We start from the raw sequence: 22443 nt of genomic DNA, 5'->3' as shown, positions 1-22443 counted from the left end.
AAGGCGGCTGGCCCTTCGTCTTCGCGTAGGACGCGTAGAACTTCTTCAGATCCAGCTGGGTTTCGACGATGTCCGCGATGAAACGGGAGAGGTGATTCTGCGGCAGCCACTCATCCAACGACGGCGGTACCAACATCACCGCCGCCGGCTCGAACGCCCGGAATCGCTTGTTCACGCCCGCGCCAGCTTCGACCCCGTCATCCACGACCAAGTCAACGTGCTCAAGTTCCGTCGCGGGGAACAGGCCATCAGAATCGCTCATAAGCAATTTTCCCAGACCCCACGGCCAAGGACGGGAAATCCGGCGGCGTTTTAAACTTTGCCGTTACTGACCCACGCTCCTAGAAAATATTGGTTCCTGCAGCGCACTTCTGATCGCTCAGATTTTCACGTATGGTTGAAGAGTGCTTTGTAGTTTGTGCGAAGCCAGTGATGGAGTACCGAATGATCCTGGCCAAAGTTAAGCGCGTTCTGACCGGCGTCCTCGTCTCAGGCTTGATCGCCGTATTTCTTGTTTCTCCCGCCGAGAGAGCCGAGGCCCTTAGCGGGATTGACTTTGATCCTGGATACATGATTTCAGACGAGAATTTTTACACGGCGGATGCAATGACGCAGGGAGAGATCCAAGATTTTCTCGACGCTAAAATCGGGACGTGCCAGAATTCATTGTGCCTAAACGTTTTGCGTATTGACACGACGACGACGACTTTGTCTTTTGGGACTTGCGCGACTTATCAAGGCGAAGCAAACGAACTAGCGTCTCGGATGATCTATAAGGTGCAACAAGCTTGTGCGATCAGTGCAAAGGTTCTCCTCGTGACGCTTCAAAAAGAGCAGGGCCTCGTCACCAGCAAGGCGCCGACCGAAGCCGTCCTCCGGAAGGCTCTGGGGCAGGGGTGCCCCGACACTGCGCAATGTGATTCTGCGTATTACGGATTCTTTATGCAGGTCTATTCTGCTGCTCGACAGTTCGCCTGGTATGGCAATCCTGAAGGATCTCATACCTCTATTAAAGTTGGGCAGAGTAACGCGGTGCGTTTTCACCCAAGCGCTGCCTGTGGGTCGAGCGCCGTCGTGATTCGCAATCGTGCAACAGCCGCTCTCTACTATTACACTCCGTACCAGCCCAACGCAGCTGCTCTTGCCAATCTTGGCGGAACCGGTGATAGTTGCTCGTCGTATGGGAATCGAAACTTCTGGGTTTACTACACCGATTGGTTTGGCTCGCCGAATAGCGGAGAGGTACCTATCGGTGGCATAAATCTCGTCGCCCCTGACAGCGGTGAAATTCAAATTCAGGGGTGGGCAGTCGACCCGGACACTGCAGATTCTGTGGCAGTACACGTCTATATCGATGGCAAGGGTGCCGCAATTTCGACAGCCGATGACGCGAGGCCCGACGTTGGTCGCGCCTTCCCTGGCTATGGAGACAAGCACGGCATCAATCTATCTGTTGCGGCAAGCACCGGAACACATCGAGTTTGCGTTTATGCCATTAATCTCTTTGGCGGGCGCGGGAATACAGAGCTCGGCTGCGACTCGATCACCATTTTTAATCGGTCGCCTATCGGTGGTATGAATGCTTTCTCGTCAAGATTCTCCGGAGAAGTGAGCGTCGAAGGTTGGACGATTGATCCAGACACTTCAGCATCCTTAGACGTCCATCTGTACGTCGATGGAGTGGGTACTGCAACGACTCTCGCGAACATCAATCGGCCAGATGTTGGACGGAATGTACCTGGATTTGGTGAGAATCACGGGATTCAGGTCTCGTTCCCTGTCGTGGCTGGTCCTCACAATGTGTGTGCTTACGCGATAAACAAGGAACGTGGAGGGAACGCGCTCCTCGGATGTCAAAACGTCACGGTTCAAAGCATGTCACCCTTCGGTGGAATGAATGTCGTCACTGGCGACAGGTCGATCACAGTTCAAGGATGGACGATTGATCCCAGCACCAGCGACGCAATTACCGTGCACGTGTACGTTGACGACGTCCAGTTAGGGGCACCGACAGCTGGAGTACGGCGGCCTGACATCGAACAGGCATTTCCCGGATTCGGCGCCAATCATGGAATCGACTTTTCGACGGACGTCGAGCCAGGTCTCCACAACGTGTGCGCTTATGCCTTGAACGTGGGGAGAGGGGGCAATGTTCTCTTAGGTTGTCAGACGGTATCTGTGCAGGACTATTCACCATTTGGTGGAATTACCGTCACTCCTTCTGCCAATCGAGCTACGATCACGGGCTGGACGATCGATCCAGACACGATGGCGTCCATTGCAGTTCACACTTATATGGACGGTGCTGGAGTCGCCGTAAGTTCGGCCAACATCAATCGTCCAGACGTAGGTCGCGCGTACCCATCGTCAGGTCCAAACCACGGCATTGATATTTCGGTATCGGCGGCACCGGGTTCGCACGTGATTTGCGCGTACGGAATAAATGTTGGGCGCGGTGCTAATAAACTTCTCGGATGCGAGTCAATAACGGTGCCAGCGTCATAGCTTTGGAAAAAGAAATTGGGAAGGTGCGACCGCGCGGACTTGCTGGCGTGTTAGTGTCTGTGCGTGGCAAGCACCGCCACCTCGTGATGCCGCGTGAATCGGGTCTGCCGAATCTGCTTGTAGTGTTCGGTATTCCGCTCCTTATGCTCCTTGGTTTGATCGTCCTCGTTATGCTTGGTATTTCAGGATCATCGACAGGCGTGTACTGGGAGACGTTCGGAGGTCCGGGAGTTGACCCCGCACTTCTAGCAGGTGAACCCAGGGGCATTCGCAGCGATGAGTGGCTCGTCCAATCAAGCTGGATCGTTTCTCAAGCACAAAGTGGTTTCGGCGCGCTGAATAGCACCCTTCCCGGAGGCATGGACGCTACGGTCCAAAACGACCTTCCGTCATGGGACTGGTCGTCAATCTTTCGGCCGCACACCGCTGGGCTACTCTTCCTTCCCCTGGATCAAGGAATGGCGTGGCGCTGGTGGTTTCCGGCCTTCGCAGTTCTCGTAAGCGTGTACTGGTTCTGCGTTAGCCTCCTGCCGCGGCGACCCTGTGCAGCCACGATGTTCGCCGTTGCGGTGCTGTGCTCACCACTGCTGCAATGGTGGTTTCTCCCCATCACCCTTTGGCCGGTAGCTTGGGCGTTCCTTGCTATGACAGCCATCGCGTGGGCATTCCGAAGCCACAGCGTAGCTGCGAGAGTGGCCTGGGCGGTCTTGACCGGGTATGTGACGATCACCATGGCAATGAGCATTTATGTGCCTTTCATGATCCCGGCAATTCTCGTCGTCTTGTTCTTCGCAATTGGTTCCGTTTTGACTGCGCGATTTAGGGAGTCTCAGTCCTGGTCTTCCATCGCTCGGAGTCTCGTGCCAATCGCCAGCGCGGGGCTCTTCGCCGTTATTGTCATGGTGATTTGGATAGTCACTCGCATTGAGACGATCCGCGCGGTTACATCGACGGTCTATCCGGGACTCAGGATTGAGGCGACCGGAACACTTAACACGATCGGACAGGCGGCTGCGCTCTTCAGCGGTCCATTTCAGAAGGCACTTTTTGTCAAGGCGACGGATGTTTTGTCGTCAAATCAGTCCGAAGCGTCTACACCCTTGCTCCTGATCGCGTTCCTCATAGTCCCCATGGTCTGGCTCGGGATCCGTAGTCGACGCTCCCAAGCTGTGCCGACGGATTGGCTGCTCCTCAGCACAGTCGCGTGTTTTCTTGTGGTCGTTGCATTTTTGGTCGTTCCGAATTGGGATGCGTTGGCTCATTTGCTTCTTTTAGATCGGTCGACGGCATCTCGAATGCGGCTCGCTTTTGTGCTTCTCGGAATCGTCGGAATTGTCCTTCTGATTCGTCGTATCGACGAAAGGACCGCCCGGGTCCCGATGGCAATCGCGGTCTTAGCGGCGGGGACAGTCGTGGCCGCGACGGCGACCGTGTGGTGGTACATGTACCGGCACGAGTCCCAGATTCTGGAGGTCGGGCAGGCCTACATTGTCACTACTATCCTGCTGGCCCTTGCAGTCTTTTTCGTCTGTCGTGGATACGCGGCGTACTCGGCGGTGAGTTTCATGACCGCTTCCTTGATCGTTGGATTCGGTGTGAATCCGCTGTATAGCGGCGTCTTCGACTTGCGTGAAACTCAAGCGGGCAAGGAAATCTCGGTGATAGAGACATCGGATCCAACCTCCACCTGGGTGGGAGTGGGGAGTTATGTGCCGACTGCGCTACTTGTCGAGAGTGGGGTGCAGGCGTTCAATGGTGTTCAGACGTATCCGCCGGAAGAAATGTGGTCCGATATCGATCCGGCAGGAGTCTTCGAACAAGAGTGGAACCGACTTGCAAATGTCAACTGGACTCCTGGGGTTGGGGAGCCAGTCGTAACGAACCCTGTGCGCGACCAGATCATGGTGTCGTTCGACTCGTGCAGTACCTTTGCGCAAGGGCATGTAAGCAACGTCGTATCTGACATCGAGCTACCCCAGATGTGCTTGACGGAGATTTCAGAGGAGCGGCAGGGAGCTTCAAAAATTTGGATCTACGAAGTTGATTCACCTCGTGATCGAAAATCTCAGGGCTGATGTTTTGTCCGATATTCTGAACACATTCGGCCCCATGCCTCCTGCGTAATGTATCGCTTGTCAGGGTCTCTATTTTCTAAATGAAAGGTACGCATGTCTAATCTGCGTCCAGGCGTTGTTTCTGTTGTCCTCGTAAACTTTCGAGGAACGCCCGATACCATCGAAGCGCTGAGGCTCATTCGCGCAGTGGATTGGGATGTTTTGGCGCTCGAGATCATCGTCGTCGAAAACGGTTCCGGGGATGACAGTGCGGCTGTGCTTCGCGCGGCGGCACCGGACATCAAACTAGTTGTATCCAAGGAAAATTTGGGATTCGCTGGCGGATGCAATTTGGGAGTGAAAGCAAGCACAGGTGAGTACGTCGCATTCTTGAACAACGACGCTAAACCCGATGCGGGTTGGATTCGCGCTGCTGTGTCGCGATTCGAAGAATCACCAGCGATAGGCGGCGTGGCATCTAAAGTTCTGGATTGGGACGGCAAACTGGTCGACTACGTTGGGTCGGCCATGACGTGGTTCGGCCAGGGATACAAGCCATTCACGGCTCAGCCACAACCCGATAACGCGGATCGCCGGCGGGACGTTCTGTTCGGGACGGGATCAGCTATGTTCGTTCGCCGCAGGGTGTACGACGCGTTGGACGGCTTCGATGAACGTTACTTCATGTTCTTCGAGGACGTTGATCTGGGGTGGCGAATGAACTTGAGGGGCTGGCGTTTCGTATATGAACCGGCATCTATTGCCTACCACAAGCACCACGCATCTATGACGTCGTTCGGTTCCTTCAAGGAAACCTATCTACTCGAACGCAATGCGCTATTCACTCAGTACAAGAATCTCGGTGAGGATGCGCTTCGTGACGCACTCCCAGCGACCATGGCGCTCGCGATTCGCCGGTCGGTAGCGAAAGGCGACCTTGATTCCGAATCGCTAGACATTCGTCGCCCTGGTGGCGACCTGGAAGACACTGTTGGTATCTCGAAAACGACGATGGCGGGTGTCTACGCGATTGACCAATTCGTTGAGAAGTTGCCGTCGCTTAAGAAATCCCGGGACAGCATTCAAGCTCAGCGCGTCGTTTCGGATGCGAAGATTTGGCGCCTGTTCGGTGAATCGGATGCGCCGTCTTATCAGTCCGAACAGTTTCTCGACGGGTACGAAAACCTCGTCACAGCTTTTCAGGTAACGGAGGCCCCGCCCCTGACGCGAGTACTGATCATCACTGGCGACCCCCTCGGAGCAAAAATGGCTGGGCCGGCCATTCGTTCGTGGAATATGGCACTTGCCTTAGCAAAGGACAACGATGTTACTTTGGTGAGCCTAAGCGGTACCGAATTGGTGGATGCACCGTTCAATGTTGTGTATGTGCGCCCCGGTGATGAACGTGCGATGGGTAAGTTGGAGAAGCTCGCGGATGTCATAATTTTTCAGGGCCTGGCTCTGGCGCTGTTTGACTGTTTGCGATCCACAAACAAGGTACTCGTAGCAGATGTCTATGATCCAATGCACCTCGAACAGTTGGAGCAGGCGCGCACGCTGCCAGCTGAAACATGGAAGAAACAAGTCAGCGACGCAACAGACGTGCTCAACGAACAACTTGCCCGTGGTGACTTTTTTTTATGTGCCTCCGAGCGGCAGCGGCATTTCTATCTTGGTCAGTTGGCAGCACTCGGTCGAGTGAACCCGGCGAACTATGCGTCCGATCCTGACCTCACCGGCCTTATCGCCGTCGTGCCGTTCGGTCTTGATTCAACGCCGCCGAGGCACGAAAAGCAGGTCTTGAAAGGGATCCTGCCCGGGATCGGTCGAGATGACAAAGTTCTTCTTTGGAGCGGTGGACTCTACAACTGGTTCGATCCGAAAATCTTAATTCGTGCAGTTGCCAAATTGACGAGTGATCATGGGGACGTCAGGCTTTTCTTCCAGGGGACGAAACATCCGCACCCTGGCGTTCCAGAAATGGAAATCGTGGGCCAGTCCCGTGAGTTGGCCCGCCAGCTCGGTGTTCTCGACAGTTCGGTGTTTTTCAACCCGTCATGGGTCGACTACTCTGAGCGACAGAATTTCCTCACCGAAGCGGATGCCGGTGTCAGCACTCACTTCGATCACATCGAGACCACTTTCTCGTTCCGCACCCGTATTCTGGACTATCTTTGGGCAGAACTACCGATGGTTGTCACGGAGGGGGACCACTTCGCTGAACTCGTCCAAGCGGAAGAGCTGGGCGTTGTTGTTCCGGCAAACGACGCTGAAAGCCTCGCAGCAGCGCTCGAAAAGGTGCTCTTCGACGAGAAGTTCATCTCTCGGGTGAAAGCGAATATTCATAGGGTTCGCGAAGATTACTACTGGAACAGGGTCCTGGAGCCGCTCGTGAGCTTCGTCGCTGACGCCCGTCCTGCAGGCGACCGGCTCGGAACGCTCTCTGCCCCGTCGGCGCGGGGCCTCCCTGCTGGCCCGCGTCGAAAGCGTCGCGGGCTGCGGCACGACCTAGGGCTCGTTGTGCATTATCTCAACAACGGTGGACCCAAGGTTGTGTTGCACAAGATTAAGCGGCGGCTGAACCGTCATCGCTGACTAATTCCGGCTGGGGCGAGCTGGGGCGAAGACCCAGTATCGGTAGGCGGCATAGTTCCACGCCGTGGTCACGACCGTCGCCACGATTTTACCTGTGCCCCAGCCGAAATCCGTCAGATCGAGGAGGGCGACGATGCCGATCGTTGCGAGTGTGTTGAACGCCAAGAGCGTCACATATTTTGCGAGGGTGTTGCCGTGTGCGCCTTGGGACCCAAAAGAGAAGGCGCGCTGCAGGCAATAGTTGAAAACGAAGCTTGCCAAAAATGCCGTCGCTGTGGCCAACCAGAGCGGCCAGGCTAGGGCCTCGTGGAATAGTGCAAGAAGGCCGATATCAATCAAGAAGCTGATTCCACCGATAAAGAGGTAACGAGATCCGCTATGGTCGGCTATTCTGCGAATTCTGGATCGTAGTCGAGTCATGAACGATTTGGTCTGCCGCTGAGCTGGGCTTCCAGCGTTGCAAGTCTCTCTTCGACCATCGCGGTGTGTTCTGCCAGGACGCGGGTCTTTTCCTCCAATGTGGTCAGCTCCGAGCTGTGCTGGACGGACACGAAAAACAGTATTACGATACTCGCGAAGAACGCGAGGTTGCTCGGCACCTCGACGCCGACCAGTGTGGCTGTCCACTCCAAGGTTCCCGGGAAGATACTCACGACCAGCGAGACGATTGCCGCCAGCAACCACCAGAAGGCGTGCCGTTCGCGAAAGCGTTGTCGACGGAGCATCTCAATGACGGCAAGAAGAGCAATAAGGGCCGCAGCGATCGCAAAGGCATAGGAGACAGGATTCATCGGGGTTCTCTCTAGCCTTGTGGGGTAATGGGTGTCCGCCACAGGGCGATCACTAGAGCCATTGCGGCGCGACCAAGGTAAATCGCGGACTTGATTGGGTTGTGGGACGGGACCCCGCCAGCGCGGGGACGCATAGCCACGGGTACCTGAACGACCGAATACCCCGCGCGGGAGGCGAGAACTAGAGACTCAATGGTATCGCCGAGGTATTCGGCCGGGTAGTGAACAGCGAATAGGCGCACGGCCCTAGGGCCGGCGGCTTTGAACCCAGACGTCACGTCTGTCAGTGGAGTCTTTGCGATGCTGCTGATGGCGGTGGACAGAAACTTCATCGCCCATTTGCGTGGCCCACTGACGGTATAGTCACCGCTTCCGGCGAAACGTGCGCCGATCACAATATCGGCGGCATCCAACTGGGCGAGAAGGCTCGGCACACAACTGGGATCATGTTGTCCATCGGAATCAAGTTGGACCACGTTCTCGAAACCGTTGTCCACGGCGTACTTGAAGCCGAGACGCATGGCGCCGCCGACGCCCAGGTTGAACGGAAGCGTGAGCACCGTCGCGCCGGAAGCCGCTGCGACGATTGCCGTGCGGTCGGTCGAGCCGTCGCTTACCACGAGACATGCGACCCCAGGAAGAGCTGCAAATACCTCGTGAATTACAGCCCCGATCGCCTCTTCTTCGTTATAAGCGGGCATCACAATAAGGGTCGTTCCACGTGACGGCATGCCCCGATCTTACTAAAGTAGGAGCGACCCGCGGCGCAGCGCTCGTGGGCCACCCCTGCGACAACGTGTTCGCCGGTATTCTAAAGGGGACTGGGCGCTCGTCCTGGCGACGTGTCTGGAGCGACGAAACTGTGTCACGAACTTCTTTGCAGGCTCATCAGGCCGGGGGTCGGCGAACCGCAAACTCGTCCCGCTCCATTTTCTGGTTCGCTTTTTTTACTCTGGCTGCACTCTCTACTTTGTGGTCACTCGCCAGCCCGATTTTTTCCGTGCCGGACGAGAATGCGCACGCCACAAAAGCCATCGCCCAGGTTAATGGGCAAGTAATCGGTTACCACGTTCCGGGTGTCAAACACACGGTCGTCGACCTCCCTGAGGGGTATTCGTACGCGCCTCACATCCTCTGTTTCGCCTATCACCCGAATCAGCCTGCGAACTGTGGCGTTGAACTTGGTGATGCCAGCGGAACAGATTGGTTCAATACTTGGGTGGGCGCCTACAACCCGCTGTACTACTACGCGGTCGGCTGGCCGAGCCTGATTCTTGACGGGGCAGCCGGCATCTACGGGATGCGCATTGTGAGTGGCTTGTTAGCCGCTGTGTTCGTTGCGTGGGGTTTTCAAGCCGCAATGTCTGTGCGCAGGTCGCGCTGGATGCCGTTGGGCCTGGCGTTTGTGGCGGCCCCAATGGTCGTCTATTTCTTCGGCTCAGTGAACCCCAATGGCATCGAAATTGCTTCAGCGGTTGCACTCTGGACGGCCCTCCCTCGTCTTCTCGAACAATTCGACTCGCGAAAAATGGTTGGAGATGTGTGGGTGCTTCCGCGCTGGTATCTCTGGATGATTGTGGCCATCGCCTCCGTTACGCTCGCGACAGCTCGAGCAACGGGACCTCTCTGGCTGATTGTCGTTGTTGGCATCTGTTTCATCGCGACCGGCTGGAAGCCGGTCAAGGCGCTGTTCACAACCGGGCGCGCGTATATACCGCTCGGGTTTGTCGCTGCCGGAGGCATCTTCTCGATCGTGTGGACTTTGAGCGGCGGCAGTCTTTCAAGCCAAGCCGACAAGTCGGACGCACCGCTCGTCGGCGCCTCATTCATGCAGGGCTTTGTTCACGTGCTGCGCACTACCCCGGGGTTCATTCAGCAGGCCATTGGCTACTTTGGCTGGTTTGATGCCCCACTCCCGACAACCGCGTATTGGTTGTTTGTCATCCCGCTGGGCACGCTCATTATTCTGGCATTCACCGCTTCGAGGCGACGCGGTTTGATCACCGTCGCTGTGATGGTGGCCGCGGCGATCTTTGTACCGGCGTTGGTGCAGGGCTACAGCGTGAGCCAAACGGGAATTATCTGGCAGGGGCGATATGGTCTCTTCCTTTATCTCGGCATAACAATTCTGGCCGCGTGGGTGCTGTGCGCCAAAGACGGGGATCGCGCTGCGTTCCTGTCGACACGACTCACCTGGATTGGCGCAGCAATGATCGCGTCGTATGGGCTGCTGGCCTTCGTCGCTGTGATGTGGCGTTACGTAGTTGGCAGTGCTGCGCCGATCAGTGAGATGTGGAAGAACCCGGCCTGGCAGCCGCCGCTCGGCTGGCCCACTTTGGTCGCGCTCTATGCTCTGGTCTCAATTGTCTTCGTTGTCTGGACGGGGTGGCTGGCCGGCCGCGCGGCCCGACTCGACGATGCCGGTGACTCGACTGTGAGCGGTACAGCGGCAGATTCATCACCCGAGCGCGTTCTTCGTGGCTGAACCACGGGTCGCGATCGCCTACGACTGCTTCTTTCCAATCAACTCGGGCGGCGGCGAGCGGGTGTATCGGCGCATCGCCGAGTTGCTCACCGAACGGGGAAGCCCGGTTGACTATGTAACGCGCAGCCAGTGGGATGGCCCAGCTCCCGAAGCGCGCTTTTCGGTCGTACCGGTGTGGCACGGGGCGATCTACAACAGCGAGGGCACGCGCACGCCCGTGAGCGCCGTGAAGTTTGCATTGGCGCTTTTTCGCCACTTTCGAGCGCAGCGCGCTAACTATGACGTGGTCATCGTCAGCGCGCTGCCCGTGCTCAACGTCTTCGCAGTTCAACTGGCATTGGCCGGAAGCAAAACCTTCGTGGTCAGTGACTGGCTCGAGGTGTGGGGCTGGCGCCAGTGGCGCGCGTATTCGGGCGCGCTGATGGGCACCGTCGCCTCGCTGCTTCAGTTTGTCGCCATTCGCCTCGGCAACCTGCACACCGTAAACAGTCACTTCACCGGCTCGCGCATTCGGGGCTATCGCCGGGGAGCAGCTCCGGTCACGTTGGGGCTGATCGACCTCGTCGGTGCCGCTCCCGATGTGACGACCAAACGCGGCGAAGAACCGTACCTGATTTTCGTCGGCCGGCACATCGCCGACAAGCAACTCATCGACCTGCTGCCAGCCCTGCGGGAGGCGCGCACACACATTCACAACCTACGCCTGGTGATCGTGGGGTCCGGGCCCGAAACGGTCGCCGTGGCCGCGCGTAGCACCGAGCTGGGTCTCGACGACGTCGTCACTCTCGCCGGTCGGGTCAGCGATGACGAACTGCACACCCTGCTGGCCGGGGCCCGGGCACTGGTCAACCCGTCGCGCCGTGAGGGGTTTGGGCTGGTTGTCGCCGAGGCGGCTGCGGTAGCTACGCCGAGCGTGGTGGTGGCCGGCCCCGACAATGCGGCGGCCGAGCTGGTTCACAATGGGGTCAACGGCTTCGTCGCATCGTCGGTGCGACCTCGCGACCTCGCCGAGGCCATGGTGAAGGTGGTGACCGCCGGTGAGCCGTTGCGACGTTCCACGCAGGCTTGGTTCGAGCAGGAACGCACGGCTGGTGGTCTCAGTCGATCCATCGACCAGATCTTGCAGGCCTATCGTTCTGCCAGGACCAGCTGAAACGATTCGAGCGTCTGCTGCGCGGTGCGGTCCCAGGTGAACTCTGCGGCCCGAGCGAGCCCAGTCGTCGCAAGACGCGCCAACTTGGTGGGCGATGACAAGAGCTCGCCGATACCGTCGGCGAGCCGCGCGGCGTTATGAGGGTCGACATACCCGGCCGCATCGCCGGCGACCTCGCGCAGCACCGGAATATCTGAACAGAGCACGGGGCAGCCGTGCGCCATTGCTTCGAGAACCGGCAGCCCAAAGCCCTCGAAGAAGGTCGGAAACACGAACAGGGTTGATTCGGCATAGAGCGCGTCGAGTTCCGCGGGCGTGAGCCAGCCACGCAACGACACCCACTTCTGAAGTCCGAGTTCACTCACGAGCGGGGTAAGCGGGTCGTCGCCGTGGCTGCCGGTAATCACCAGGTGTGGTCGCGTCGTTTCAGGCAGGATCGCGAGCGCTGTCAGCAGTGTCGAGAAGTTTTTGTGCGGCATCCGGTTACCAACGGCCAGCAATTGGTCGGTTCGGCGAACAGTGGTCGAACCGATTCTCGCGTCACGCATTTCGCCCGCCAGGGGGATTACGTCGACTGGGGTGCGCCTGATGTGAAGGAAGCGTCGAATGTCGGTGCGGGAGGCGGCGCTCACTGTGAGAATACGGCGGGCTGTGCGCGCACCGAGGCGAATGAGCGTGCGAAGGATCACAGAGTAGGCGCCGGGAACATATTCCGGATGCCGAAAGGGCAGCAGGTCGTGGATGGTCATGACGACCGGAACCCGTGAAATGAGCGGACCGAGGTTGGCCGGACAGTGGATGAGCGTGGCGCGACGGCGGCGTGCGAACCCGGCGACACTAAACAATTCACCACGCGCCCACGCCACCCTGTTCTCGCCGCTGATACCGGAATCGATCACGTCGCCGGGAAACCAGGAGGTGTCGCCGGCAGCGAGTTCACTTGACGCGAGGGCGATGAACCGCACCTCGTCGTTCTCGCGAGGCATTCGGCTGTACACCTCGCGCACATACGATTCCATGCCGCCCTTCTTGCCGGTGAAGAACAACAGGTCGACCATTATGAGCGGGAGCGGCATCGAGTCAGTCCTTGCTTGCGCGAGCGGTTCGGGAACGTCGGGCAGCCTCGTAGATCACCGCGGAGATGAGTTCGGCCACAAGCATTCCCGCAAATACCCAGACGATGTTTTGCGTGACGAGACCCAGCCCGGCGAGGGCAAAGGTGACGGCGGCGACGATAGCGCGCAGCCCGGTCAGCAGGCGAACCGCCCCCATTCGTCGCAGGGCAGCAAATGGGATTGTGGTGAGAATCGATGTGGCTCGCCAGGCGCAGGCAACGGCGAGCGGCAGGGCCGTGTCGCTGAGCGACCAGGCGGAACCGAAGATGAAACCGAAGGCGCCGGTCGCTTCGAGAATGCCGAGTGCAACGATTGCCCCCAGCAAGGCGAGCCCGGTCACCCCGATATCGAGTCTGGAGTGCTCCTTCAGCAGCCGAAGTCGCAAAAAGTTGAGCGGAATGGCCAGCAACCCCGACACCGTTGAGAGGGCGGTGAAGATAATGGCCTGGGCCGGACCGATGAAGGCGAGAATCATCACGTTCAGCAGCGGGTAGATGACGCCGGTGATGGAGGTGTCTGCGACCACCCATCCCATCACTGCCGGGTCGGGGCGACTGGGCTGGTGGGACACCGGCAGCGACCGCACACAGGTGGCGAGCGCGATGCCAGCGACCAAGGGAATCATTCCCCAGGTCTGAGCGGTGAAGGCCACCAGTACTCCAGCGAGGGCCCCCGACCCGACGAGCACGGATGCCCAGACTTCGCGAGTATCCAGACGTTCAGCAACGGACACCCCACGACCTACCTCAAGCGAGGCCAGCAGAATGGGTAGGGCGACACACAGCGCGATGGCGTTGGTCGAGTTGAACCCCACCATGACGGCCGTCAAGACCGAAAGCGCGGCCAGCCAGAGGGGGAAGGTCACCCGTCGAGCCGTCGCTGCCGAACTCAACCGGGATTCAACGACTACCGCGAAAGTGACTTGGCCAACGAACGTGGCGAGCATCACTGCGACAGCAATGGCACCCTGCTCAGCGAGGGTGAACTGACGAGCTGAAATCGCCACAGTAGCGGCGGGAATCACAGCCAACGACACACCGCCGAGCAGTGTGATCAGCGACATCGCTGCACCGCGCAAGCGCATTTGCGGGGGCAGAGCGAGACTCATCGATCGACCGCTGTCGACAGCGTGGTGCCGAAGCAATGACCCGTGAGGCCCTCGAAACGACCCACAAAGACCCACCAGCCATCCGCCGCTTGAAAAGAAGAGCGATATCGCACACCGAAGAGCAGACCGCCAGCGAGGGCTGCGGCACGCCAATAGAGCGGGTACTTCCAGTTGGTGAGTAGGCGGCCGAAACCACGGGCATAGGTGCGCAGCTTGCGTCGGCGCTCGACGTTGGAGAGTCCGTGCGGGTCGGAAATGCCGCCGATTGACGTCTCTGCGGGCAACCACACAAACGAATCAGCCTGGCCAGACCTGATCAGGCGCAGCAGAAGATCGGTGGCCTCGCCGGACTGCCACGGTGTGGAGGCCCCGGTGCCGATCGACTCCGCGAACCCGCCAATCATTGTAAACACGCTGCGGCGAATGACGAGGCCCATTTCGATGACGGTCCAAACGTTCCAACGGTCAAGCGGAGTACCGGGGGCCGGCAGCTGAAATTTCGGGCCGTTTTCATCGGTGACGGTGAGTGCGCCTGCGCTAGCGGTGCTCGGCGTGGAACGAATGCCAGCGATGGTGCCGGGGGGAAACCAGGTCGTGTCATTGGGAAAGTGCAGGAGGTAGTCGACACCAGCCGGGAGCGCCTCGACACCCGCGTTTCGCCCTCGTGATGCGCCCATCGGTGACGTTGTGACGACAATCTCGCAGGTGAGGGCGGTGAACTCTCTGGCGAGTTTTCGAACTGCTTCGAGGTTGCGCTGCGCGACGATCACGATCACGTCCGTAGTCGTGAGCTGGCCTTCCAGCGAGCGAAGAAGTCGCCGCAATTCCTGCTCTCGGCCGAGCGTGGTGATGACGAGGCCAATGTTCATAGTGCACTAAGTCTGTACGATTGGGGGCGCACCGAAGAACATAGACAGGACCCACACTCACATGCAGCAAACCTCGACGATCGAACTGACGATCCTTATGCCCTGTCTGAACGAAGCTGAGACGCTGGCGGTGTGCGTCAACAAGGCCCTCGGCTATCTCGAGCGCAGCGGTGTGGTTGGCGAAGTATTGATTGCTGACAACGGCAGCACCGATGGGTCGCAGCAGATCGCCGAGTCGCTCGGCGCCCGTGTGGTCGCCATCGCCGAGAAAGGTTACGGCAGTGCTCTCAACGGCGGCATCGAGCACGCCCGCGGTACCTATGTGATCATGGGCGACGCCGATGACAGCTACGATTTCAGCAGCCTCGACGGATTCGTCGAACGCCTGCGCGAGGGCGATGAACTCGTCATGGGCAATCGCTTTCGTGGCGGCATCGAGCCCGGCGCCATGCCCCCGCTCCACAAATATCTTGGCAATCCGGTGCTTTCGTGGATCGGGCGCATGCTGTTTCGCTCGCCGATCAAGGACTTTCACTGCGGCCTGCGCGGATTCAACCGGCAGTCGATGCTCGACCTGCACCTGCAGACCACCGGCATGGAATTCGCCAGCGAAATGGTCGTCAAGTCGACCCTCGGCGGTTCGCGCGTCAGCGAAGTGCCCACCACACTCGCGAAAGACGGGCGCAGCCGGCCGCCGCACCTGCGCAGCTGGCGTGACGGCTGGCGCCACCTGCGTTTTCTGCTCATCTTCAGCCCGCGCTGGCTGTTTCTGATTCCTGGAACGGCCGCCTTTGTGTTGGGCTTCGTCGGAGTCATTCTGCTGAGCTTTGGTCCTGTTGTCGTCGGACCCGTGGGATTCACCTACTCGAGTCAGCTCTACCTGGCGGCGCTCACCGTGGTCGGCTATCAATCTGTGCTATTTGCCATTCTTACAAAGATCTATGCGCAGCAAGAGGGGTTCCGAATTCCGCGCAGCCGTAACTTCGACCGGCTGCAGAAACGCATCAGCCTGGAGAGCGGGGCCATTGTGGGCCTTCTGCTCTTTCTTATCGGTCTGGGCGTGGCGGTTGCGCAATTTGTTGGCTGGGCCGCGAACGACTTTGGCCCCCTCGAAGCCGGCGCCACACTGCGCGCAGCGATTCCGGCTGCGCTGCTGATGATGCTGGGTTCGCAGACGATCATGGCGGGCATGTTCCTGGGTGTTCTGTCTGTTGGCGTGAAGCGCAACTAATGGCGCTGAGCGTCTCCGTCGCGTTGTGCACCTACAACGGCGCCGCCTATCTCGAAGAGCAGCTGCTCAGCATTCGGGGGCAGTCGCTGCCCGTGGCTGAGATTGTGGTGTCGGACGATGGATCGACGGACGACACCCTGGCCGTGCTCGAGCGAGTGATCGCTGACTGGCGCGGCATCGACGTTGTGGTGCTGCGGAACGCCACCGCGCTCGGGGTGACGGCAAACTTCGAGCAGGCGCTCGCGGCCTGCTCCGGTGACCTCATCGCGCTCTGCGATCAGGACGACATCTGGTGGCCTGAGCGAGTAGAGCGGATGGTGGCCGAGTTCACCCGACGGCCCGAGCTGCAGATGGTGCACGCCGACGCACGGCTGGTCGACGCCGCGGGGGATCCCCTCGGGTTCACCCTGCTGCAAACATTGGGTGTGTCAGATGCCGATCGGGCAGCCGTGCACGCCGGGCACGCCATCGACGCCTACCTGCGCCGCAACATCGTGACGGGCGCAACGATGATGGTGCGCCGCGAGCTGGTTGAGCGATCACGACCGTTCCCAGCTGCATGGGTGCACGACGAGTGGATTGCCATGGTCGCTGCCGTGACCGGCCTGGTCGACCTGCTCGAGGAGCCACTCACCGACTATCGCCAGCACGGCGGCAACCAGATCGGTGTGACCAGCCTCGACGCCTCCGGCAAACTTGGCCGGCTTCGGGCGCCGCGCACGGCGCGGAACGCGCGGCTGTTGGCGCGAGCCGAAGCGTTGCAGCAACGGGCGGCGGGGTTCGAGCCGGCTGCATCCGCTTCGGTCTTGGCGTTGATCGATGGGAAGCTCGCGCACGAGCGTCGCCGCAGTGGACTGCCGGCGGCACGGCCGTTGCGGGTGGCGCCGATCATGCGCGGCTGGCGTGCGGGGGACTACTCCCGGTTCGGGCTGGGGCTGCAGGACGTGCTGCGTGATTTGGTGCAGCCTGTCTGATCTGTTGCCTTGTGGGCGGGCGTCAACTGATGTTCCGTGGCTGTGGCTGAAAGAGGGGGGCACGGTGAAATATACGAGAATACTGCTGGCCGGGGCGCTGAGCGCGGCCGCGTTGCTGCTAACGGGGTGCGTGCCAACGACCGCGCCGCCGGACGCGACTGAGAGCGCCGAGCCGGTTCCGATTCCGACCATCACGGTCACGCCGGATCCGTCGGCGCGAACGGCCGACAGCCCGCTGGAACCGATTGATGCCTACGCGCTCTGCAAGGCGCAGACCATTGGGTTCTACGTGGGGGATCCCGGGCTCGTGACCTTCGCTGACTTTGCCAGCTCGATGGTCGTGCTGCGCGACGACGGCAAGCATTTCGTGTATGTCGAGGCGAGCGACGGCAATCGTGAGCCCGCCCTGGTCGATGTCGGCGCGAGCAACTGCATCGTCGGCGGCGTCATTGGTGCGCCCGAATGGACCCTGTTCGGCAGCATGGTGCGGGTGAGCGAAGCCGAGCTCGAGGGCATGGTCAACATGCCCGGCGAGACGGGCTGACGGCATCCGCTGCTGAGGGCGAAAACGTGAACGGCTGCGTTTCACTGCGGCTCAGCTTCGTCCGGGGGCTCGTAGCCGCAGGCCGACGGCTTCGGCTGCCGCCTGCTGGCGAGGATCGTAGGTGATGAACTCGTTGGCTGATGCTTGGAGAGCCGCGGCGATGTGAAGGGCGTCCAGGCTCCGCAAGCTGGCACCCGTGAGGAGCCCGGCCTCGCGGAAGACGCTCCGGTCCATGTGCAGCATTGCCAGTCACGGGCCAAGGGGATTGGCGCGCCCCAGCTGGCGCCGCTCCTCCACAGATTCCAGTTCGATTTATTGTCCACGGGTATTGAGGATAATTCGGCGTTCGTGCGATTTGCTGGGAGAATTGAGGTATGAACAACCTCGCTGATGAGCTTCGCCGGGCGGCCGATCGGGTCGCTTCTCTGGGCGATTGCAGCGCGGCATTCGACGCACTGCCCGAGGCTGACGTGTTGGCCGGTCAGCACTCGTTGGCCGAGGCTCGGCGCCTGCTCGATGTGTTCGCGGCGTGGATGGCCGGCACCGTCGCCCGCCGCTCGCGGCCGGAGTTGGGCCGGGAGGGTTTGGCGGCACGGCAGGGGTTCGCCACTCCGGAGGCGATGGTTCAGCACGTGAACGGTTCCTCGCGGGGCGAGGCCGTCAAGCTGGTCGCCTCGGGGGTCTTGATGGGCGAAACGGATGCCGCAGAAAAGTTCGCGGCGGACCAAGCGGAGAAACGAGCAGCGGATTTGCTGCTGAACCCTTCGATCAATCTGGACCTCGCCGAAGTGGAATCTGAGATCGTGGAGGTGCCGTGGCAGGCACCGATCGTGCACGCCGTCGCTGCCGGAAGCCTCACGGTCGACCAGGCCGACGCCCTGCGATGCGGCCTCGGCGAGATCGACCAGGCCGTGTCGGCCCAAATTCTTCGGGACGCCCTCACCGAACTGGTGCCGGAGGTTACTGGGCTCAACGTGGAGCTGGTGTACCGCCGGGCTCGCCGCTTACGGGACCAGCTCGACGAAGCCGGCGTCCGGGCGCGGGAGAAGCAGGCCCGCGATGACACCCGGTTCAAGGTGTTCCGCCGCCAGGACGGCATGGTCGTGCTCAGCGGATTGCTCGCACCGGAGCAGGGCGAGTACTGGATCAGCGCGTACGAGTGCCTCACCAGCCCGCGCCTGCGCGGCGGCGTGCGGTTCGTCGACCCGGATCAGGAAGCCTGGGCCGACCGGGTGCGCAATGACCCGCGCACCGTGGATCAGATCGCCGCCGACTGCTTCACCGCGCTGCTCAAGACCGGCACGGATGCCGACCCCACCAAAATGTACGGTGGACGCCAGCCGGCCGTGCGCATCGTCGTCACCCAGGCCGATCTTCAGCGGGCCGGACTGGCCGTGCCCCGTGGCGTGACAGTGACCGTGACTGGTGCAGACGCCCACAGCCGGACGTCGGAGGCCTCAAACCACACGGGAAGTGCGGCACCGGGCAACGCTCGACCGGGCTCGGGAGCCGCCGCCGCGACACCGGGGGCCGGATCGCCAGCTCCAACCGAACCATTGAAACTGACTCGGCCGGCATGTGTTCCTGCACAATCACCACAACGCGTTGGGCACGGCTTTCTCGAGGGAAACCCGGCCCCGATTTCACTCGAAACGGTGCAGAAGTACCTCTGTGACACCGGCCAGTTGCGGCTGCTGGTAGACGAGGCGGGGCATCCGCTGAAATTGGGCCGCACCGTGCGTACCTTTAGCGAGGCGCAACGCGTGGCTATGGGCGTGCGCGACGGCGGATGCATGTTTCCGGGGTGCGACCTGCCGCCTTCCCGAACGGAGGCGCACCACGCCGACCAGTGGGTGCGTGACACGGGCGAGACCGATATTGATCGCGGACTGTTGTTCTGCGGCCCCTGCCACCGCCGACTTCACCAGGAAGGTTGGCGAGTGATTGGCGAGTCTGGCGCGTTCTGGCTGCAACCGCCCGCGACCATTGACCCGACGCAGACGCTGATTCCGCTCGCCAGCAAGAGCCCGCTCATGCTCGAACTCCAACGGGTGCAGGATGCCGAAGCCAGCTGACGCACGGTCGCACAGGTTGCCAGCGTTGGTCGTATGGCGGTCTCGGCGAGCTCGACCAGCGGGATTGTTGCGGCCCGCGGACCGCCAGCGTTGGTCGTATGGCGGTTGCGGTGGCCTCGACCAGCGGGATGGGGAGCTCGAGACCGGCCGGAGGCGTGCCGTGGGCACACGCTACGGGGCGTCGGGGTGCGGCTTGTGCGGCAGGGCGCTGCGCCAGCTGAGGCCCTGCGCGGCCTTGACCGAGCAGATCACCAGCAGCAGCCAGCCGAACTCGAACAAAATGGTGCTTTCCGCCGCGCTCGTCACGAGCAGGGTGACCAGAATGAGCGGCACCCAGACGTAGACCAGCGAGCGCTTGTTCGAGGCGAGCAGCCAGGAGCGCACGAAGGCCAGCAGTACGAGGGCGAGAAACGCGAGAAAGCCGATCAGTCCCACCTGAAAATACACGTCGAGGTAGGCGTTGAGGCCGGTGGCGTGCAGGCGTCCGGTGGTGAATTCCAGCCAGCCGTAGGGAGTCACGTTCTGCGGCCAGAATCCGGCCCAGCCCCAGCCCTCGAGCGGATGCAGTTCCACCAGCCGCCACATTTCGCTCCACAGCGAGTAGCGCGCTTCGAACTCGCTGCCGGCGTTCAGGGTGCCGATGATAGCCGTGCGACCGAGCCAGGCCGCGCCGGCGGCGACGAGAGCCGCACTCAGGAGGCCGAGCTGCAGCATCCACCTGCCTTCGACGGGCGTGCTGCGCAACCGATAGAGGGCCAGCGCGGCGACGACCACGCAGAGTGCGACGACCACGATGACCGGGGAGCGGGTGAGCACGAGGCAGACGCCGGCCAGCCACATGGATCCGATGCCAAGGTTGCGCGGAATGGATCTCGCCCGCAGCTCCACGTAGAAGGTGACGGCGGCGATGAGGGCGATGAGTCCGAAGACGTTGCGGGAGCCGAACACGCCCTGGATGGGGCCGAGCCGGTCGATATCGCCGACCACGCCGAGAAACGCGATGGGCAAATCGAGCAGCAGCCCCGAGAGCACCTCGAGCACGATCGAGAGGCCGAGCAGCACCCGCAGCACGTCGCCGATGGCGCGTACCACCTGGAACGTGTCGCGCACCAGGGCCACATAGATGGCAAGAAACCCGACGGTGATCTGGTAACTGACGCCGATGACGGTCTCGGTGACATAACCGCTCCACACACCGGAGAGCGCGCACCAGGCCACGAATACGATGATCGAGATGGGCAGCAGGCCGTGCCATTCCACAATGGGGCGGCGGGCCAGCAGCGAGAATACGGCGAGCACGACGAGGCCGCCGAGAATGCCGATGAGGCCGGGCCAGCCCATGACGCTGCGCAGCAGGTGGGTGCTGAACGCGGTGGCCAGAATGGTGAGCGTGAGCGCGGCCGCGAATTTCGGCGACGCGAGCACGCGGCGCAGGGCGTCGTGCAGGGTGGGCATCCTCTAAGTTACCGCGCGCAATCTACGGCATCGGTCGGGGCGCGTGTTGCTGACGTTTCGTGACGACGGCGAGCACAATGAGAATCACCCAGCCGCTCTCGATCAGCAGGCGGCTTTCGGCCACGCTCTGCGCGATCAGGGCAGCGAGCAGCAGCAGCGGCAGCAGCGCCGAGACGGCGAACGGTTCGGTGTCGTGAATGCCGACGCGGGGGCGGTCCACGGCGAGAAACCAGGCCCGCCACAGGGTGGAGAAGACCAGGGCGGCGAACAGGATGACGCCGACGATACCGAGCTGCAGCCACACGTCGAGCCAGGCATTATGAGCCTGCAGGTAGGTGACGCCCTTGCGCACGGCAAGGTCGTTGAACGGTTCCACCCACGGCACCCAATAGCTCACCCAGCCCCAGCCGAACAGGGGACGTTCGAGGGCGAGCTGGGTGACGCTGGCCCAAATGTCGAAGCGGCCGGTGAGGTCGTCGCTGCGGCCGAGCAGCCCGAACAGCTGCGAGGAGAACAGCGCAAGGGCTGCTGCCACCGCCAGAACGGATGCCGCCGCCACGACATACAGCGGCCGCCGGTGCTGATCGTGCACGGTGCGCGCCCAGAGCGCGAAGAGCAGGGCCGCGACGACCGCGACGAGCGACACGGTGACCGTGGCGGATCGGGTGAGCAGCAGCATCCCCACGGCGAGGGCAAGCCAGATGAGGCCGGCATTGCGCTTGACGGTGTGGGCCCTGAGCTGCACGACGAAGACGATGATGGCGGTGAGCGCGATGAAGCCGAGCAGGTTGCGGTTGGCGACGATGCCCTCGATCGGGCCGCCCGTGAGCAGCAGGCCGCGGCTCCAGTAGAAGGCGCTCGGCACGTTGTCGGTGCCGTAGTCAACGAAGAACGGCAGCACCGGTGCCTGCACGACGACCGCCACGAACAGCTCGAACCCGAGGCTGAGCGCGAGCACCCAGCGCAGGGCGCCGCCCAGGGTGCGCAGCAGCTCCGGCCAGGTGAGGGTGACGGCTAAGAAGAGCGCGGCGAGGGTGGTGATCAGCTGCAGGGTGATTCCCAGAGCGGATGCCCCCGGGTAATACGACCACGCGATCGACAGGGTGGCCAGCAGCAGGAACGCGGTGATGGTCTTGGGAAATTTGCGCCAGTTCAGCGGCGGGGCGAGGGCGGCCTGATAGGTGTGGCCGCGGGCGATATCACGAGCTGTGGGGGTGTCGTCGAACGGTGTGCTGTTGGGGGTGGGGACTGCAGCGGCGGCGTTGGCCCGGTTGCGGGCGTTGGTGCGTTGGGTGCTCAGGCCGATGATGCTGCCGACGACTACGATCACGGCGATGGCGCCGAAGCCCCACCAGCCGCCGAGGTTGCGCCAGAACTGGCCGGCCAGAACGGTGAACCAGACGAAGGTCGCGAAGAGTCGAATGACGAGGCGGCTCTGCACGGTGGGCATGGGTTCAGATTACCGTTCCTGGTGCGCCGGGGTTCGCGA

General features: G+C 61.2%; 17 protein-coding genes and 1 pseudogene. 9 read left to right on the top strand and 9 right to left on the bottom strand.

The features are described 5' to 3' along the window. Positions 1-175: pseudogene (locus BMW72_RS15355) on the bottom strand (IS5/IS1182 family transposase); the annotation flags it as partial. Positions 176-444: 269 nt separating this feature from the next. Between BMW72_RS15355 and BMW72_RS18480 the strand changes: the two are divergent. The 3 genes from BMW72_RS18480 (at position 445) to BMW72_RS15345 (ending at position 7154) form a co-directional block, all read left to right on the top strand. Then, complete coding sequence (locus BMW72_RS18480; protein ID WP_134450286.1) at positions 445-2505, top strand: hypothetical protein; 2061 nt, start codon at positions 445-447, stop codon at positions 2503-2505. Further along, positions 2475-4580, top strand: a complete 2106-nt coding sequence (locus BMW72_RS15350; protein ID WP_134450287.1) for a DUF7657 domain-containing protein — start codon at positions 2475-2477, stop codon at positions 4578-4580. The genes BMW72_RS18480 and BMW72_RS15350 overlap by 31 nt, the downstream gene beginning before the upstream one ends. 93 nt (positions 4581-4673) lie before the next feature. Then, positions 4674-7154, top strand: coding sequence for a glycosyltransferase (locus BMW72_RS15345; RefSeq protein ID WP_092112089.1), 2481 nt, complete (start codon positions 4674-4676; stop codon positions 7152-7154). Here the strand turns inward: BMW72_RS15345 and BMW72_RS15340 are convergent, their stop codons facing one another. The 3 genes from BMW72_RS15340 to BMW72_RS15330 are packed head-to-tail and all read right to left on the bottom strand — an operon-like array spanning position 7155 to position 8676. Continuing rightward, on the bottom strand, positions 7155-7574 hold the full coding sequence (locus tag BMW72_RS15340) for a GtrA family protein (RefSeq protein ID WP_092112087.1): 420 nt from the start codon (positions 7572-7574) through the stop codon (positions 7155-7157). Beyond that, on the bottom strand, positions 7571-7945 hold the full coding sequence (locus BMW72_RS15335) for a DUF2304 domain-containing protein (RefSeq protein ID WP_092112085.1): 375 nt from the start codon (positions 7943-7945) through the stop codon (positions 7571-7573). Before BMW72_RS15335 ends, BMW72_RS15340 begins: the two co-directional genes overlap by 4 nt. An 11-nt stretch (positions 7946-7956) precedes the next feature. Further along, positions 7957-8676, bottom strand: a complete 720-nt coding sequence (locus tag BMW72_RS15330) for a glycosyltransferase family 2 protein (protein WP_092112098.1) — start codon at positions 8674-8676, stop codon at positions 7957-7959. Positions 8677-8915: 239 nt separating this feature from the next. On the opposite strand from BMW72_RS15330, the gene BMW72_RS15325 reads away from it, so the two are divergent. Next, positions 8916-10430 carry a DUF2142 domain-containing protein gene (locus tag BMW72_RS15325; RefSeq protein WP_166787642.1) on the top strand — a complete coding sequence of 505 codons (1515 nt, stop codon included), beginning with the start codon at positions 8916-8918 and terminating at the stop codon, positions 10428-10430. After that, positions 10423-11583 (top strand): glycosyltransferase family 4 protein, encoded by a 1161-nt coding sequence (locus BMW72_RS15320; RefSeq protein ID WP_092112081.1) that lies wholly within the window; start codon positions 10423-10425, stop codon positions 11581-11583. Before BMW72_RS15325 ends, BMW72_RS15320 begins: the two co-directional genes overlap by 8 nt. Here the strand turns inward: BMW72_RS15320 and BMW72_RS15315 are convergent. From BMW72_RS15315 to BMW72_RS15305, 3 genes are read right to left on the bottom strand one after another with little or no spacing between them, the layout of a single operon-like run. After that, complete coding sequence (locus tag BMW72_RS15315; protein WP_092112079.1) at positions 11559-12659, bottom strand: glycosyltransferase family 4 protein; 1101 nt, start codon at positions 12657-12659, stop codon at positions 11559-11561. The two genes, BMW72_RS15320 and BMW72_RS15315, sit on opposite strands and share 25 nt — an antisense overlap. A 4-nt stretch (positions 12660-12663) precedes the next feature. Then, positions 12664-13761, bottom strand: a complete 1098-nt coding sequence (locus tag BMW72_RS15310; RefSeq protein ID WP_134450288.1) for a hypothetical protein — start codon at positions 13759-13761, stop codon at positions 12664-12666. Positions 13762-13802: 41 nt separating this feature from the next. Next, positions 13803-14675, bottom strand: a complete 873-nt coding sequence (locus BMW72_RS15305) for a glycosyltransferase family 2 protein (protein ID WP_092112075.1) — start codon at positions 14673-14675, stop codon at positions 13803-13805. Between the two features lie 61 nt (positions 14676-14736). Between BMW72_RS15305 and BMW72_RS15300 the strand changes: the two genes are divergently transcribed. The 4 genes from BMW72_RS15300 to BMW72_RS15280 all read left to right on the top strand — a co-directional run bounded on the left by BMW72_RS15300 (position 14737) and on the right by BMW72_RS15280 (position 19499). Beyond that, the gene (locus BMW72_RS15300) at positions 14737-15906 is read left to right on the top strand and encodes a glycosyltransferase family 2 protein (RefSeq protein WP_092112073.1); all 1170 of its coding nucleotides are present in this window, start codon (positions 14737-14739) and stop codon (positions 15904-15906) included. After that, on the top strand, positions 15906-16880 hold the full coding sequence (locus BMW72_RS15295; protein WP_092112071.1) for a glycosyltransferase family 2 protein: 975 nt from the start codon (positions 15906-15908) through the stop codon (positions 16878-16880). The genes BMW72_RS15300 and BMW72_RS15295 overlap by 1 nt, the downstream gene beginning before the upstream one ends. A 64-nt stretch (positions 16881-16944) precedes the next feature. Then, positions 16945-17424, top strand: coding sequence for a hypothetical protein (locus BMW72_RS15290; protein WP_092112069.1), 480 nt, complete (start codon positions 16945-16947; stop codon positions 17422-17424). Between the two features lie 374 nt (positions 17425-17798). After that, on the top strand, positions 17799-19499 hold the full coding sequence (locus BMW72_RS15280; protein WP_092112065.1) for an HNH endonuclease signature motif containing protein: 1701 nt from the start codon (positions 17799-17801) through the stop codon (positions 19497-19499). Between the two features lie 171 nt (positions 19500-19670). Here BMW72_RS15280 and BMW72_RS15275 read toward each other — a convergent pair whose 3' ends face one another. Both BMW72_RS15275 and BMW72_RS15270 read right to left on the bottom strand, forming a co-directional pair. Beyond that, positions 19671-20954: an O-antigen ligase family protein gene (locus tag BMW72_RS15275; RefSeq protein WP_092112063.1), complete on the bottom strand. Its 1284-nt coding sequence runs from the start codon at positions 20952-20954 to the stop codon at positions 19671-19673. Positions 20955-20976: 22 nt separating this feature from the next. Then, complete coding sequence (locus BMW72_RS15270) at positions 20977-22404, bottom strand: O-antigen ligase family protein (RefSeq protein WP_092112061.1); 1428 nt, start codon at positions 22402-22404, stop codon at positions 20977-20979. Positions 22405-22443 lie beyond the last annotated feature (39 nt).

The organism is Cryobacterium luteum (genome assembly GCF_900110125.1).
Classification (GTDB): domain Bacteria; phylum Actinomycetota; class Actinomycetes; order Actinomycetales; family Microbacteriaceae; genus Cryobacterium; species Cryobacterium luteum.
The sequence above is the reverse complement of the archived record's forward strand: the minus strand, read 5'-3'. Positions and strand labels throughout refer to the sequence as shown.